General features: G+C 41.5%; 13 protein-coding genes and 4 tRNA genes. 14 read left to right on the top strand and 3 right to left on the bottom strand.

All coding sequences use genetic code 11. The features are described 5' to 3' along the window. Nucleotides 1–8: 8 nt before the first annotated feature. The 6 genes from FTV03_RS10320 (at nucleotide 9) to FTV03_RS10295 (ending at nucleotide 6,240) form a co-directional block, all read left to right on the top strand. Nucleotides 9–3,437 (top strand): Rne/Rng family ribonuclease, encoded by a 3,429-nt coding sequence (locus tag FTV03_RS10320; RefSeq protein ID WP_180041349.1) that lies wholly within the window; start codon nucleotides 9–11, stop codon nucleotides 3,435–3,437. A 185-nt stretch (nucleotides 3,438–3,622) separates the two neighbouring features. Then, nucleotides 3,623–5,464, top strand: a complete 1,842-nt coding sequence (locus tag FTV03_RS10315) for a long-chain-acyl-CoA synthetase (RefSeq protein ID WP_180041348.1) — start codon at nucleotides 3,623–3,625, stop codon at nucleotides 5,462–5,464. Nucleotides 5,465–5,604: 140 nt separating this feature from the next. Then, nucleotides 5,605–5,680, top strand: a tRNA-Lys gene (locus FTV03_RS10310). Nucleotides 5,681–5,701: 21 nt separating this feature from the next. Further along, nucleotides 5,702–5,777: transfer RNA gene (locus FTV03_RS10305), tRNA-Lys, on the top strand. A 49-nt stretch (nucleotides 5,778–5,826) separates the two neighbouring features. Continuing rightward, nucleotides 5,827–5,902: transfer RNA gene (locus FTV03_RS10300), tRNA-Lys, on the top strand. Nucleotides 5,903–6,164: 262 nt separating this feature from the next. Then, nucleotides 6,165–6,240 (top strand) — tRNA-Lys (locus FTV03_RS10295). Between the two features lie 137 nt (nucleotides 6,241–6,377). Here FTV03_RS10295 and FTV03_RS10290 read toward each other — a convergent pair. Further along, a complete protein-coding gene (locus FTV03_RS10290) occupies nucleotides 6,378–7,031 on the bottom strand; it encodes a hypothetical protein (RefSeq protein WP_228145137.1) in 654 nt (217 codons plus the stop codon). A 300-nt stretch (nucleotides 7,032–7,331) separates the two neighbouring features. Between FTV03_RS10290 and FTV03_RS10285 the strand changes: the two genes are divergently transcribed. Further along, entirely contained in the window at nucleotides 7,332–7,589 is a 258-nt protein-coding gene (locus FTV03_RS10285) for a PspC domain-containing protein (protein WP_078189754.1), read from the top strand. 118 nt (nucleotides 7,590–7,707) lie between these two features. Here the strand turns inward: FTV03_RS10285 and FTV03_RS10280 are convergent, their stop codons facing one another. Together FTV03_RS10280 and FTV03_RS10275 are read right to left on the bottom strand one after the other, a co-directional pair. After that, nucleotides 7,708–8,814, bottom strand: a complete 1,107-nt coding sequence (locus FTV03_RS10280) for an HPP family protein (protein WP_168377935.1) — start codon at nucleotides 8,812–8,814, stop codon at nucleotides 7,708–7,710. Nucleotides 8,815–9,072: 258 nt separating this feature from the next. Further along, nucleotides 9,073–9,585: a hypothetical protein gene (locus FTV03_RS10275; RefSeq protein ID WP_180041347.1), complete on the bottom strand. Its 513-nt coding sequence runs from the start codon at nucleotides 9,583–9,585 to the stop codon at nucleotides 9,073–9,075. A 200-nt stretch (nucleotides 9,586–9,785) separates the two neighbouring features. Here FTV03_RS10275 and glyQ point away from each other — a divergent pair, with 200 nt between their 5' ends. From glyQ to FTV03_RS10240, 7 genes are all read left to right on the top strand, one after another. Continuing rightward, nucleotides 9,786–10,763, top strand: a complete 978-nt coding sequence (gene glyQ, locus FTV03_RS10270) for a glycine--tRNA ligase subunit alpha (RefSeq protein WP_067731637.1) — start codon at nucleotides 9,786–9,788, stop codon at nucleotides 10,761–10,763. Then, nucleotides 10,763–12,832: a glycine--tRNA ligase subunit beta gene (gene glyS, locus FTV03_RS10265; RefSeq protein ID WP_180041346.1), complete on the top strand. Its 2,070-nt coding sequence runs from the start codon at nucleotides 10,763–10,765 to the stop codon at nucleotides 12,830–12,832. Before glyQ ends, glyS begins: the two co-directional genes overlap by 1 nt. 1 nt (nucleotide 12,833) lies before the next feature. Continuing rightward, complete coding sequence (locus tag FTV03_RS10260) at nucleotides 12,834–13,427, top strand: DUF6036 family nucleotidyltransferase (protein ID WP_180041344.1); 594 nt, start codon at nucleotides 12,834–12,836, stop codon at nucleotides 13,425–13,427. A 4-nt stretch (nucleotides 13,428–13,431) separates the two neighbouring features. Continuing rightward, entirely contained in the window at nucleotides 13,432–13,818 is a 387-nt protein-coding gene (locus FTV03_RS10255) for a hypothetical protein (protein ID WP_180041342.1), read from the top strand. A gap of 393 nt (nucleotides 13,819–14,211) precedes the next feature. Further along, the gene (locus tag FTV03_RS10250; protein ID WP_078189759.1) at nucleotides 14,212–14,601 is read left to right on the top strand and encodes a hypothetical protein; all 390 of its coding nucleotides are present in this window, start codon (nucleotides 14,212–14,214) and stop codon (nucleotides 14,599–14,601) included. A 353-nt stretch (nucleotides 14,602–14,954) separates the two neighbouring features. Next, nucleotides 14,955–15,602, top strand: coding sequence for a hypothetical protein (locus FTV03_RS10245; protein ID WP_180002919.1), 648 nt, complete (start codon nucleotides 14,955–14,957; stop codon nucleotides 15,600–15,602). A gap of 262 nt (nucleotides 15,603–15,864) precedes the next feature. Next, a complete protein-coding gene (locus FTV03_RS10240) occupies nucleotides 15,865–16,353 on the top strand; it encodes a hypothetical protein (RefSeq protein WP_180041359.1) in 489 nt (162 codons plus the stop codon). Nucleotides 16,354–16,489: the final 136 nt, after the last annotated feature.

The raw sequence follows: 16,489 nt of genomic DNA, 5'->3' as shown, positions 1-16,489 counted from the left end.
TTACACCCATGAAACGTATGTTGATTAATGCAACACATGCCGAAGAAATTCGCGTTGCACTTGTCACTGGTCAGCGTCTTTACGATTTTGACTTAGAGAATCGTACCCGTGAACAAAAAAAATCGAATATCTATAAAGGTCATGTGACTCGCGTAGAGCCGTCTTTAGAAGCTGTATTTGTTGAATACGGTGCAGGTCGTCAAGGTTTCTTGTCGATGCGCGAAATAGCTAATTCTTATTACAAAGCAGATCCTCGCCAAACTTCAAACATCCGCGAATTGATCACTGAAGGCACTGAGCTTTTGGTTCAAGTGGAAAAAGAAGAACGTGGTAATAAAGGTGCTGCCCTTTCTACATTTATCTCTCTTGCTGGTCGTTATTTGGTCTTGATGCCAAACAACCCGAAAGGTGGCGGTATTAGCCGTCAAATTTCAGGTTCAGTTCGTGAAGAATTGAAAGAAATGTTGGCGTCTTTAAATGTCCCTCGTGGCATGAGCGTGATTGTACGTACTGCAGGTATTGGTCGTTCTCAAGAAGAACTCCAACTTGACCTTCAACACTTGCTGGACCTTTGGGCACAAATCCAAAGCACATCAAGTTCTGGTCCATCACCAATGTTGGTTCACCAAGAAGCCGGTGTGGTTACACGTGCGATCCGTGACTATTTACGTGATGATGTTGCTGAAATTCTGATTGACTCTGAGCAAGCGTATAACGAAGCGTATAACTTTGTTAAAGCAGTGATGCCACGTCAAATCGACAAATTAAAAACCTATACTTTAAATGAACCGTTATTCGCTCATTTTGGTATTGAAAGTCAAATCCAAACTGCCTATGAACGTGAAGTAAAACTTCCTTCTGGTGGTTCAATTGTGATTGACCAAACTGAAGCATTGGTTTCAATTGATATTAACTCTGCAAAATCAACACGTGGTAGCGACGTAGAAGATACAGCGCTCAATACCAACCTTGAAGCTGCAGAAGAAATTGCTCGCCAATTACGTTTACGTGATATCGGTGGTTTAGTTGTGATCGATTTCATCGACATGACTAAAGACCGTAACCAACGTATGGTTGAAGCTAAACTTCGTGAAGCAACACAAAGTGACCGTGCGCGTATCCAATTCGGTCAATTGTCACGCTTTGGTTTGATGGAAATGAGCCGTCAACGCTTACGTCCATCGCTTGAAGAAGCCACAGGTTATGTGTGCCCACGCTGTCATGGTACAGGTATGGTACGTGACCTACGTTCTTTATCACTTTCAATTATGCGTAAAGTGGAAGAAATTGCGCTACGCGAACGTCATGGTGAAGTTCAAGTTGAAGTGCCTGTTGAAATTGCTGCATTCTTATTGAATGAAAAGCGTCACAGCCTTGTATATCTTGAGCAAACTTCAAATGTACGTGTGACTGTACTTCCACACCCTCACCTAGAAACACCACATTACGAAATTTCGTATAACCCTGAAGGCTTTGCACCGACAAGCTATGAACGTACTGAAGCAACACGTTCTAGTGAAAAAGAATTGGGTTACGAAGCATCTGAGTGGCATTTAGGTGAAGAACAGGCCGCTGCTGCTCAGCAACAAGCACCTGTACAACAACAAGAAAAAGGCCACAAAAAGAATAAGCAACAACCTGTTGCTGCTCAACAAGCACCTGCACAAGTTGCAGCTCCTGCTGCATCATCTAGTCCATGTGCATGGTTAGAAAACTTATTTGTTCAAAAACAAGCTGCAACCGTTGACCAGTCGCGTACTGCAAACAATGCCGCTGCTGCAATTGAACAAATGGTGAATGGCGGTGCTGCAAGCCGTGGCCAGTTTGGTCAAATTACCCCTGCATCGGCAGCGCCTGCTGTTGTCGCAGATAATAATGCTTACCTTGCACCTTCTACTGTTGTGCATAAACAAGAACGTGACAGCCATTCAGAAAAAGCTGAACATGAAGAAAAACGTCACAATAAAAAGCGTACTAAGCATAAAGAACCACGTGAACAAGAAGCTCAACCGCATCAAGTTCATGAAGAAGTGTTACAACCTTCACGTCAAGACCGTCAAGAACAGCGTAATAACGAAGCACGTCAAAACGAACGCCAAGAGCAACGTTCTGAACGTCAAGAACCGCGCCAAGACAACCGTCAAGACCAACGTGAAAACCGTCGTAACTCACGCCGTCAACACAACAACGAACAAGTGCAGCAAGATGTTCAAAACAATGAACAACCGCAGTCTGTTCCGCGTCGCGACCGCAACAACCAACAACGTCCAAATCGCCCAAATCGCCACCGCGATCAAAGCGTATTGAACGAGCAAGCGATTGCTCAGGAAGTTGCAGCTGAGCAACAACCTGAAAACCGCAATCAACGTCAACCTAAAGTTGAAGTTGTTGATGCACCACGTCAAGACGTGATGCCAACAGCACTTGTGGTGAATGTTGATCAAGCTCAAAGCGAAATCGTAGCACTAAATACTGCCCCAGCAGTTGAAAAACCTGTAGAAACCCCAGTAGTCCAAAAAGCCGCTGTCGTTGAAGCAGAAAAAGTGGAAAAACTTGCGACTGAAACAAAAGAAGTAGGATATAAACCACAGCATGCGCAGCAAAAACCGTCTCGTGCAAGCAATGACCCACGTCAACGCCGCCGCGAACAACGTGCAGCTCGCGCTCAACAAGCACAGGCTCCAAAAATTTCGCCATCTCAAGTGCCGACACTGGGTCAATACACTGTAAGCAGCTTGATTAAGCATGTATACGGTGAAGACTGCTCAGTACTGATTGAGCAATTTGGCTTAATTCCAACATTCAACCGTGCATTGCAAAAATTCACGGAAGAATATGCCGCGACTTTGTCTGCACCTGCAGCTGAAGCAGCTGTAGAGAAAAAGCCTGTCACTCGTGATGTTCAAGTTACAAAAGCTGCACCTGAAGCTGAACCAGCGCCAATGTTGGATTTAACACCACCAAAGCCTGTGTCAGATAAACGTGTTGCTAATGACCCACGTGAGCGTCGTCGCCTTGCTAAACTTGCCGCTGAACAAGCGAAACAAGACCAAGCAAAAGCACATGCTGAGATGGAAGCTACGCCTGTCGCAGACACTGCTATTGAGGCGCCTGTAGTTGCAGAAGCTAAAGCTGCTACAGTTGAAGCCAATGTATCCGACGTTGCAGGTCAAACTGAAGCACCTGAAGCCGTTCAAGCTGAAGTACCGACACCCGTTCAAGCTGAACTGGATGTGAGTGCGCAGCCTGAAAAGACGGAAGAAGTGTCTAAAGCTCCTGCTAAACCAGTAGAAGAAAAAGCTCAAGCCGTTGAAGCGGAAAAGAAAGTTGAGGTTCCTGTAGACGAGAACTCGGCCACTGAAGGTGAAAAATCTGCACGCCCTCGTCGTCCTCGCGGTCGTCCACCGAAAAAAGCAAACACCGCAACTGAGCAGTAATTTGCTATTTTGCAGGTGAATAAAAAAATCCAGTCATTTCGGTGACTGGTTTTTTTTTGATACTTTTGTCAAATTAGGTTGATTGCACTAGATCGAAACGATTAAAAGACAATTGTAGAATTTGCTGCAAATTTCATTGCAAAGAAATAGACCGTATCGGATTACGAAAAATAAATAGGATTCACATGAGCCAAACTACACAACACGACCTTATTGGGATTGCTGATGTTGCAGCAAAAATTCCCGCGTTCATTAGCAAAGTACCCAACCTGTTGAGTGGTCTAAAGCAAGCCTATTTACGTACCCCAAATACTTCCGCAGGCTTAGGAATTGCATTTGAAAAAGCCGTCAAGCGTAATCCCAAAGGTTATGCACTTTATTTTGAAGAGCAAAAATATACCTATAACGAATTAAATGAATGGGCCAATCAAATTGGTCACTATTACCTAGCACTCGGTGCAAAAAAAGGTGATGTGATTGCAGTGATGATCGAGAACCGATCTGAACTCGTGGCAACTATCGTGGCATTAGCCAAAATTGGCGTCACTAGTGCCTTGGTCAACACCTCACAAGTCGGCAAAGTCCTGACACACAGTATCAACTTAGTAAACCCAATTGCGGTAATTGTGGGCGAAGAATGCCGTCAAGCCGTAGAAGAGATTCGTAATGATCTCAGTGTGGCTGCAGATCGTTTACATTGGTTCGCAGATCAGGCCACCCGTGTAGATGCCGGTAAAGCACCTAAAGGCTTTTTAAACCTTGCAGTAGCGATTGATGAATTTCCAAAATTCAACACGCCAACCACTGCAAGCGTAAAAGGCAAAGACGGCCTATTTTATATCTACACCTCTGGGACAACAGGCTTACCTAAAGCGGTGATTTTCACCAACAGCCGTTGGACTTTGGCTTATGGAACATATGGTCACGTCCTCAATTTGAACAAAGATGATGTGATGTATGTGACCTTGCCGCTCTATCATGCTACAGGTACTGTGGTTTGTTGGTGTGGGGTGATTGCAGGTAGTGCTACCCTTGCCCTGCGCCGCAAGTTCTCGACCTCTTCATTTTGGAAAGATGTACAAAAATTTGATGCATCAGCCATTGGCTATGTGGGCGAACTTTGCCGCTATTTAATGGATGCCCCACATTCAGACCTTGAAAAAGGCCATCGTGTGAAAAAAATGATTGGTAATGGCATGCGACCAAACATTTGGGATAAGTTTAAAGAACGCTTTGGGGTTGAAGAAGTCCTTGAACTCTATGCGTCAAGTGAAGGCAACGTCGGCTTTAGTAATGTGTTTAACTTCGACAATACCGTTGGTTTTTCACCAACGCCTTATGCGATTATTCAGTTTGATAAAGAAAAAAATGAAGCTGTACATGATGCTAAAGGTCGCTGCATTAAAGTCAAAAAAGGCGAAGTCGGCTTACTCATCGGTAAAATTACCCGTCGCTCACCTTTCGATGGCTATACCGACATGGAAAAAAACAAATCCGTCATTATGAAAGATGTATTCAAACATGGTGACTCATACTTCAACACAGGTGACTTGGTTCGTGACATTGGCTTCCGTCATGCACAATTTGTCGACCGTCTAGGCGATACTTTCCGCTGGAAAGGTGAAAACGTCTCAACCACTGAAGTTGAAAACATGGTGAGTGAGTACGATAAAATTGCTGAAGCTGTGGTTTATGGCGTAGAAATTCCAGATACCAATGGCCGTGCAGGTATGGCTGCCATCACGCTCACCGATGGTGCCGAACTCAACGAACAAGATTGTAGTGAAATGGTTCTACAATTTAAAAAATGCTTACCCGCTTATGCTGTGCCAGTATTTTTACGTGTACAGAAAAAAGTCGAAACCACAGGTACGTTTAAATACCAAAAAAATAAGCTGAAAGAACAAGCCTTTGATCCTCAGCAAACGGATGAGCGAATCTTGGTTTTACTGCCGAACGCGAGTGCTTATTGTGACTTGACCCCTGAAATTTATAATAATATTCAGGCCTATCAATACCGTTTCTAAATCAAACTTGCTCATTTTGACGACAATCACCCGTCAAAATTAGCCACATTGTTGTATTTATAATCAAACACAAGCAAGTTTATGATTTTTTACTTGCGCTTGAAGCAGATCTTGCTACAATACGCACCATCAAGCGAAATGGGTCGTTAGCTCAGTTGGTAGAGCAGTAGACTTTTAATCTATTGGTCCCGCGTTCGAGTCGCGGACGACCCACCATTTCCTTCGATACCACAAGATGGGTCGTTAGCTCAGTTGGTAGAGCAGTAGACTTTTAATCTATTGGTCCCGCGTTCGAGTCGCGGACGACCCACCATCTTTCTAAAATGCCAGTTTTAGATTACAATCTTGTGCATACCCCCTAAGGGTCGTTAGCTCAGTTGGTAGAGCAGTAGACTTTTAATCTATTGGTCCCGCGTTCGAGTCGCGGACGACCCACCATTCTTTCTTAGGGCTTCTTTCTTTCGGCAGTTGAAGAAAAAGAAACCTGCAGGTTCCGACCAAGACAAACCATCACCATTATTGGTTTTGATTCGCCATTCTCGAAATTTTGCTATAGCGATGTTGCGAAGTATCATTCTTGTCTTGCTAGATGAAGTATTTGACCTGAAAAATTTTAGATAACAAATATTCCCTAGTACTCAAAACTACGCGCTTCGTTTATCTTGCTAAAATTTTAAAATGTTATTTTAAAATTTTCTCAGGGTTGTTAGCTCAGTTGGTAGAGCAGTAGACTCTTAATCTATTGGTCGTGGGTTCGAACCCCACACAACCCACCAATTCTATTTAGTCTTTACTATGTCGTATTAATAATTCAATTTTTTATAAGCCAATAGCATTCGATCCACCAAGAACTACGAATTTCACGCCGACGCTCAAACTCAATTTATAATTTTATTTATTTTATCCGCAGCATTTAATTTGGGTCTTTCACCAAGGTATAGGCATGTTGAGGCTGAGGATAACCCTTGGAAAATAATTCCTGATTTCGGTCGACTTCACCTTGACGAATTTTGTCCAAATCCATAATGATTTTATTTTCATTAATCACGTGATAATAAAAATTCACGCCTTCTTTTCGATGAACCACCAGCTCGGTATGTGCTTCATTGACACTCCACGTATCCTTACGGTATTTCACATTAATGCCTGGCGTATTGGTTTTTTCAGCAAACACTTTACCAATTTGAATAATACTGCGGTGTACCGTGCCATCTGGTAATAAGTTAAGAATGAACTCCGCATCGCCTTCTGGGCATGGAATAAAACTGTCATCGCATTTTACTTTGGCATGAAAACGTCCAATAAAAATTTTGGCATGCTCAGGAACAGGAGCTGACTTTATTTCATCGTCATTCGGTAATGTCGCCTGCCCTGCCACTTGGGTTAATTTTTTTCCATGATCTTGCTTCGCTTGAACTTCCGATGCGACAGTTGATGCTGAACTTTCACCCTTATCCGCTGCGGGTTGAGGCGTTGGACTACAACCAATAAAAGAGAGGCTGAACACTCCTGCAAACACTGAAAGATATGCAAATTTCATCAAAAAAGGTGAAGCCGATGTTTTCATATAATGTGCCAAGACCAATCATTCATTGGTTTTTTCAGTTCTTGCTGACTTAATATTGTAATCAAATAATCAACGCTGTATACATATATTTGCGATATATGTTAATCATATCTCATTGTTATCGTTGATATTTAATTAATACTCAAGCTATTTTAAAGGCAAACTAATCAAACCAATTCTTCAAATTACATAACTTTACTTAATTTTTTTTCTGCACCCTTTAAATCGCAAAGCTTGTCACCATTTCTATAATATGAATTTGGAAATATTCAAATTTATTCTTTTTTGAAGGAGACCTGAATGGCCAATGTTGGTTTATATCGCTCAAACCGCTCTAACATGATTGCTGGTGTGATGGGGGGTATTGCTGAACGTTTTGGTTGGAACGCAAATTTACTGCGTATTATTTTTATCTTTGTATCATGCTTAAGCGCAGCCTTTCCCGGTATTTTGGTGTACTTGGTTTTATGGTTAGTCATGCCTAAAGCACAAGATAACTTTTTCCGTACCAATGGCTATTCAGATCCAATCCGTACTGTGAATGATGACAGACGTTAAAATCCCTTGACCCAGTTTGGTCGCTACGGTTTCTCCCCCAAGATTCCGTAGCTTTTTTTTGCCTACATTTTGGCAAAACCATATTTAAGTCTGATGAATTTAAATCAAAGTTTAAGGCTTAAGATTTTGTTTGCTGATTTAACTGTTGATATAACGCGGCGATCATATCAGCACGGCTAATCATTCCCACCAACCGTTTTTGCTCAACGACTGGAATATAATTAAAAGATCTTTCCACAAAATACGGCACCAAATCTTCAATCGGTTGATCTGGCTGCACGGTCACCACTTTGGGATTCATAATTTGATAAACGTGATTTTCCCAACTGGCTTTGGGGTCTGCGGCACGTTTAAACCATTCCACTACATCATATAAAGCCAAATTTCCCACCAAGCGATCCAAATCACTCACCACTGGCAAACTCATCAAATTGACTTGTTTAAACTTTTCCAATGCTGACTGAATATCATCTTCTGCACGCAAGCTAATCACTTGCTGGCTCATGAGATCACGACAATGAAACTGGCTTAGACCACGACGACTAGCTAACTGCTGTGCTTCTAAAATGATTTTTTGTAGGTCGTATTCACTGATATCGAGTAACTGACTTTGCTGTTCTAAGACTTGCTGAATATCCGCAGGTTGAATCGACACTTTTTGTGTCGGTGTTGGATCTGTCGTCCGTGTATTAACTTGTGATTTTTGTGGATACTGCTTACCTAGTAATCGGTTATAAATAATAGCAACCACCATCAAGAGGACCGAATTTAAAAGGACTGGATAAAAAAGAAAGGCGTAGCCTAAATCATGGACAGCCTCGCCGCCCAATACCGCGGTAATCGCCACTGCCCCACTCGGTGGATGCAATGAGTCCGTGGTCATCATTAAGATAATCGCTAATGCAACTGCGATACTAAAAGCTTCGGTTAAATTAGGAATATACATCGCACAAGTCACGCCAATCAAAGCCGCAAGACTATTACCGACCACCATATTCCACGGCTGTGCCAAAGGACTAGCAGGTACAGCAAAGAGCAGCACAGACGATGCGCCCATCGGGGCGATATACCATGCATTTAAGTCACCTAGCGCTAACCAACTAATCAGCGAAGAAATACTCAAGCCAAGCAAAGCACCTACCCCACATAGGATGCGATCTTTTAATGGTAAAACTTTAAAGTTGGGTTTAAGCGTATTAAGCCAAGCTGATTTTGCGTGAAACACGAGATGCCTTGTTTGTTGTTTTGCGAGATGTGGCAATTATAAAGCCATGCAAGCAATAAGATGTATTCAACTTACATCTTTATCTTATAAATTTTACTTTTGATTCTTTTGAATGATGAATACGCCGCTTACTTGCGTAGTTTTATCCCAAGAAATGAGCCTAAAAGGCTCATTATATATTACTGATAATTAAAATAAAAAATCTATCAGCGCTCACATCTGCACTCACTAAAATAAAGGAACATTTAGGCGGTCAGCTTATTTATCTTGATCAATTAAATCTTCACTGCCATAAATAATTTTCTGAGCTGTTTCATCATACACAATAGGAAACCATTCATAATAAGCCGAAGGGATTCGTTCAACTCGAATACGTCCAATCACATAATTATGCCCACCCAATAAATCAACTGTGAATCGAGCTGGACGAGCGATAACTAGCTGTGAATTATGATCAATGACGAGCTTAGTTTTCCCTTGTTCTACCGCGGTGGTAAACCGTCCATGAATAGGTGAGTCAAAAGCCATTCCTCGTGTGACTTTTCGCGTCCCCTGCTGACCATTGACCTCTAGCAAAAGACCTTCGCTCATTTGATACTTTGAACTGACCATGAGCTGCTGTTTAATCACCTTCTTACATTCAGCGTTGCAAGAATTTGTAATAGTCGCAATTTTTGAAGCTTGAAGTGATGAATCTGAATACAAAGCTACAGGCGTCGTACTACAGGCAGATAGCACCATACTTATCACAATAAAAGACTTCTTAAACATTGTTATCGCTCATCATTAAATTTATTCATCCACTTTATGCCACAAGTAACTTCGTTTTTATTCTGTACAATAGGAAAATATAAAATTCTGCACATCATTAAAACATCAAAGCTTGGTTCAAGATTGATTAACCCTTTGCCACTCCCCCCTAAAATCCTTATAATTGAGCACAATTTTTCTCTAATTTTAAGTGGATGACCATGAGTCGCGCCATATCGCATATTGATACCTTCCAAGGCTTAATTCTTGCCTTACAAAACTACTGGGCGGAGCAAGGCTGCGTCGTTTTGCAACCTTACGACATGGAAATGGGCGCAGGGACATTCCATACTGCGACTTTCCTTCGTGCGCTTGGTCCTGAAACTTGGAACGCAGCTTACGTTCAACCGTCACGTCGTCCTAAAGATGGCCGTTATGGTGAAAACCCAAACCGTTTGCAACACTACTACCAATTCCAAGTGGTGCTTAAGCCAAACCCAGACAACATCCAACAGCTTTATTTAGATTCTTTAAAAGCCATTGGTATTGATCCTTTAGTTCACGACATTCGTTTCGTAGAAGACAACTGGGAATCTCCAACGCTTGGCGCTTGGGGCTTAGGTTGGGAAGTTTGGTTAAATGGTATGGAAGTGACTCAGTTCACCTACTTCCAACAAGTCGGTGGTGTTGAATGCTACCCTGTGACTGGCGAAATCACCTATGGTCTTGAACGTCTTGCGATGTACTTGCAAGGTGTAGATTCAGTGTATGACTTGGTTTGGACCAAAGGTCAATTCGGTACAGTAACGTACGGTGACGTGTTCCATCAAAACGAAGTTGAACAATCAACTTATAACTTCGAATATGCCAACGTTGAAAAAATGTTTGAGCTATTCGACTTCTATGAAGCTGAAGCCAACCGCTTAATGGAAGCAAAACTTCCACTTCCTGCTTATGAACAAGTGATTAAAGCATCACACAGCTTTAACTTGCTTGATGCGCGTGGTGCCATTTCGGTGACTGAACGTCAACGTTACATTTTACGTGTACGAACTTTGGCGCGCTCAATTGCACAAAGCTATGTGGCAGCACGTGCGGAACTTGGTTTCCCAATGGCTGAACCACACTTACGTGACGAAGTACTTGCGCAACTCAAAGCACAAGTTGAAGCCGAAGCAGCTCAAGCGGAGAAAAAATAATGTCTAAACATACCGTATTGTTCGAATTAGGTTGTGAAGAACTTCCGCCAAAAAGCTTAAAAAAATTACGTGATGCACTTCAAGCTGAAACCGTAAAAGGATTAAAAGATGCCGGTCTTGCATTCGATTCTATCGAAGCGTATGCAGCACCACGTCGCCTTGCACTTAAAATCGTAAACGTTGATGGTGCTCAAGCCGATACACAAAAACGTTTTGACGGCCCTGCTGTTCAAGCCGCTTATGATGCTGAAGGTAAACCAACACGTGCCCTTGAAGGCTTTATGCGTGGTCAAGGCATCACGGTTGATCAAGTGTCAACATTCCAAGCAGGTAAAGTTGAAAAAGTTTGCTACTTAAAAGATGTCAAAGGTCAAAGCCTAGACGTACTTTTACCGCAAATATTACAAGCGGCTTTAGACAACCTTCCAATCGCAAAACGTATGCGTTCTGCAGCAAGCCGTACTGAATTCGTACGTCCTGTAAAATGGGTGGTGTTGCTTAAAGACAACGATGTCATTGATGCCACAATTCAAGATCACAAAGCAGGTAACGTAACATTCGGTCACCGTTTCCATGCACCTGAAGCGATTACTTTGGCTCATGCTGATGAATATCTTGCGAAGTTAAAAGCTGCTCACGTTGTTGCGTCTTTTGAAGAGCGTCAAGCGATTATCGATCAACAAGTGAAAGCATTGGCTGATGAAGTGAATGCGATTGCAATTGTGCCTGCAGATCTTCGTGACGAAGTAACTGCTCTTGTTGAATGGCCTGTTGCACTTCGTGCTAGCTTTGAAGAACGCTTCCTTGCGGTTCCTCAAGAAGCATTGATTACCACCATGCAGGACAACCAAAAATACTTCTGCTTGGTAAATGCGGACAATAAACTTCAACCATACTTCATTACCATTTCAAATATTGAGTCTAAAGACCCGACTCAAATTATTGAAGGTAACGAAAAAGTGGTTCGTCCACGTTTGTCCGACGCTGAATTCTTCTTCTTACAAGATCAAAAGCAACCGCTTGCATCTCGCCAAACTAAATTGGCAAACATGGTGTTCCAAGCAGAATTGGGTACACTTTGGGATAAATCTCAACGTATTGCGAAATTGGCTGTTGAGCTTGCGAAAATCACAGGTGCAAACCCTGCTGACGCGGAAAAAGCTGCCCTTCTTGCAAAATGCGACTTAACCTCTGAGCTTGTGGGTGAATTCCCTGAACTTCAAGGTATTGCGGGTACTTACTACGCACGCATTGAAGGCGAAAATGATGAAGTTGCTGAAGCACTCGGTGAGCAATACTTACCTAAATTTGCTGGTGACGTTTTACCAAAAACTAAAACAGGTACTACGGTTGCCCTTGCTGACCGTTTAGATACATTGACGGGTATTTTCGGTATTGGTCAAGCGCCTACAGGTTCGAAAGACCCGTTTGCACTACGTCGTTCTGCAATTGGTATTTTGCGTCTTGTGACTGAAAACGAGCTTGATGTATCCATTGAAGATTTGATCAAACTTGCACTTGCTGCGTATGGCGATGTCTTGAAAGACCACGCTAAGACTTTAAATGATGCTGTTGCATTCCTTGAAGGTCGTTACCGTGCGAAATACGAAGACCAAGGCGTGTCCGTAGACGTGATTCAAGCCGTTCAAGCGTTGTCACCAAAATCTCCGCTTGATTTTGACAAACGTGTAAATGCAGTCAATCACTTCCGTGATTTACCTGAAGCTGCTGCACTTGCTGCTGCCAACAAACGTGTTGCCAACATTCTTGCCAAAGAAGCTGCGCCTGAAGGTGCTGTGGTTGAAGCAAACTTGGTTGAAGATGCTGAAAAAGCATTATTCGCTGAACTTGCGAAAATCACACCTGTGGTTGAGCCGTTATTTGCTGCCAAAGACTATACTGCTGCGCTTTCTGCACTTGCTGCACTTCGTGCGCCTGTTGATGCATTCTTTGAAGGTGTGATGGTGATGGCAGATGATGCAGACCTGAAAGCAAACCGTTTACGTATGCTTGCACAGTTGCGTGGCTTATTTACAGCAGTTGCGGATATTTCAGTGTTACAGCACTAATATGACAATCTATAGCGATTCTCCAATTGCTCTAGCAATTTTCGAGCTCTTCTCAGAGCTCGAAAATTGGATCCTAGAAAACCATTCTGATTTACCTCATGGTGCAGTCAAAGCATTTATTTTTGGTGGATGTGCTTTTCATATTCACACTAATGCTCGAGGTAGTAATGATATTGATGCACACATAGAAGCTATCAAAGAGTTAAAGAAAGATGAAATTTATTTATTCCTAGAAGGAAATGATATCGAATATTTAGATAACCATAATCTTGAAACCAATTTAGAATTTGACCGCGGATTCAATACTAGCTTAGCTTCTATTGATCCTGACTACGATGAACGTATAATTCCTCTCGTAACAGAACATGTGGTTGAGGTTTACTTAGTTTCTGGTCTAGACCTAGCCGTTTCCAAGTTAGCTCGTCTATCTGATCGCGATATAGAAGATATTAAAGAGCTATTTCTTAGAAATAAATTCACTCTTGAAGAATTTGAAAAATCAGCGAATAATGCTATGGATTACTATGCAACTCCGCAACAGTTAGAATCCAACATCAGATACATGATTTCGATCTTGTCAGAACTCAGAGATTAATTGTATGGATCAAGTAGAATTTGAAAATGCTTTGAAAAAACTATTAAAGCAGCCCCTAACCTCTGCCACATTTGAGGAGGTTCGACCTGTGGCTGAAGCATTACTGTATTCAGAATTTCTACCGTCCGTTACATTACATCTAAATAGACTAGAGAAACGCCGTCTTGTTTTCTTACTAGAAAAATTTAGACGCTATTCTTGTTCCAGCGTATCTAGAAGACAACAACTCAAATCCTTTTCACAATCAATGAATGTTCAGCATACTTATAGAGTTCATGATGTCAGAACATTAGTTGATCCTTTAGCTAAAAAATATGGATTAAATGAGGATTTAAATCATCTAAAACCCCAATTGCTCAGCTTACAAACACGACATTATTCTCACGTTTAAATAAATCAATCAAAACCCTTTAAATAAAAATTACTCACTTAAGATTTGAAAATACAAAAACCTTTAGAGCAGTAAGCACAAAACAAGCTCAATATAAAAACAAAGAACCTCTCTCCGTCATCGAATACATCATGATTGCTATGCTCCCGCCAATCATAGCTGAATTTTTAATATTTTCAGGAGCTGAGCGCAACTTTTGATTTTATTTTTCTACCTATACAATCATCATTCTGGCATTACTATACATCCAATATAAAAAACAAAATCAGATAGATCTACCGATCCGTAAAATCGAATAGCATGAATATCTTAGACTAGAACCTTAAGCCTATAGCCAATAATTCACCAATTCCCTATACTCAAAGACAACAACACTCAACAAGAATGAAACTTATGAAATTGAAAGCATTCCTTTTGACTGGTCTTGCGGGTCTAACACTTTCTGCATGTACATCTGCACCAACGATTCCACAACTTGAAACTGGTGTATTACAAGAAGTTCAAAACATTGATGTCTACCCAGATACCACGGATAACAAAGCAAAACTGACTAAATTTGTAGATAAATGCGTGATTGAATTTACAGGCAATTTAGAAGAAGCAAAATCGGTTGAACAATGGTCATTTAAAGGCTTAACCCTAATTTCAGGTGGTACAGCAACCTTTGCTAAAGATGGTACAAGTTCAGCGCACAATTTTGATTTAAATGCGGCGGATGTACAGAAAAACTTCCTTGCATTACGCGGTCATTTTGCAAAAGATGCGCTTACACAATGTGAATAAATAATAAAAACCATATCTCCAAAATGGAGGTATGGTTTCATTTTTCCTTGAATCTTGAACTATAATCCGTTCAAACCCATTATTTTTTATGATGAAAATCGTAACTAGAACCACACCACAGCAACGCGCAAATCACATATAAGCCACTGTATTTTCATAAAATTACAATACTACGTTAACTTAACTAAGTTTCCACATTTCAAACTTCCGCGTATCTGAGCTGTTATCGCATTGTGTGACTTATCGCACAAAACCACTTTTTGCTTTTTTTTTACTCTTAAGATGTCCTCTGCTCCAAAAGCGCAAATGCTGAGTGCAACAGCAGCGTTCAATAAAAGAGGACAATTGCAAAGATGAAACCTTTATTTAAAACAACACTGATCACCGCAGCATTATTCGCAAGCACCCCACTATTTGCGAACACCGCAGTAGAAGCCAATGCGAAAGTTGAAACACAGCAACCGTCTGTACTGCAAAATCTAAAACAAGACATTAATCAGTCTGCGCATACAGCCGGTGACAAAATTGAAAAAGGCGTCGATAAGACCAAAACATTCACCCAAGAAAAGTGGCAAGACACCAAAGAATTCAGTGCTGACAAAAAGCAAGATGCAAAAAATAAATGGGCTGACCTAAAACAGTCTAAAGATGAAAAGTCAGATGCAGCGAAAGCCAAGATCGATGCCAAGGCTGAGCAAAATAAAGCTAAGCTTGATGAGCGCAAAGCACAGCTCGATGAAAAAGCTGCAAAAGACAAAGCAAAACTCGATGAACGTAAAAGCAATGTCGACAACAAAGTTGATCAAACCAAGAGTTATTTAGGTGAAAAAGCTCAGGAAGGTCGCCAATTTGCCAGTGAAAAATGGCAACAAACCAAAGCGAATTTCCAAAAAGGTCAAGAAGCCAATGTGAGTGGCAGTAGCAATGTACAGTTGCAAACGCCTGTCGCACAAGCTGAAGTCCATAGCTCACATGAAGCCAGCTTAGGCGCTCACAAATAAGTAAACTGGCTTTCATACCCTCTCCTCCAGAGAGTAGGCTCACCCTTCAGTGGGCCTTTTTTTTACCCTAGGCAAAATACAAACGTGTACAAAGCTGTCATTTGCTGTATTGATTTTGCTACGGCAGGTTTTTTTCGCTGCAATTTTTCCTATAATGCGTTAAAACCGTTCATCAGATAGAAAATCTATAAAATTCAGAGGTGAAGCTGTGAAAATTTCATTAAAAGCAACGTTATGCCTAAGCTTAATATTCACGACACCCATGCTTTGGGCACAAGAAAACACAGCAGCGCAAAGTACTGAGCAACAAGCGAAAAAACCTGTGAGCCCTTATGGCGATAATCCAAATTTATTGCATGTGTGGGCCTATAAAGCCCAAGAAGGCGTGGTCGGTGCTGCTAAAAATATTGGTGAAATGACTGAACGTGGAATTTCTAAAATTAAGCCTTCGGTTGACCAAGCTTGGGACAATACGAAAACTGCTACTCAAAATACAGTGCAACAGGTTGATCAGGGCGCACAGCAAGCCACTCAAAACGTCAATGAAAAATTGAAACAAACCCGTGAAAATATTACAGGTAAAACTAGCCAACCTGCGCCCATTAGCCAACAGTCGTTGAGTGAACCGTCTTCAGGCAATACGATCAATACGGCTCCAAACAACAATGCGGGGCAAAATAACAATCAATATCCACAAAGTAGTTATCCATCGAGTTCGACCTCTACGACCTATCCAGTGACTGATTTATAATTTAACAGCCTTTGTACACGACAAAAAAAGATAACTCATTGAAATAATGGCATAATACTTGTTTTCTGACGACGAATATGATGACACATTTCAATGAGTTACATCTCATCTTAAACAAATATCTAAAGTGGAACAA

The sequence above is a fragment of the Acinetobacter sp. YH12218 genome, assembly GCF_013417925.1.
In the GTDB taxonomy this organism is placed as follows: Bacteria; Pseudomonadota; Gammaproteobacteria; order Pseudomonadales; family Moraxellaceae; genus Acinetobacter; species Acinetobacter amyesii.
The sequence above is the reverse complement of the archived record's forward strand: the minus strand, read 5'-3'. Positions and strand labels throughout refer to the sequence as shown.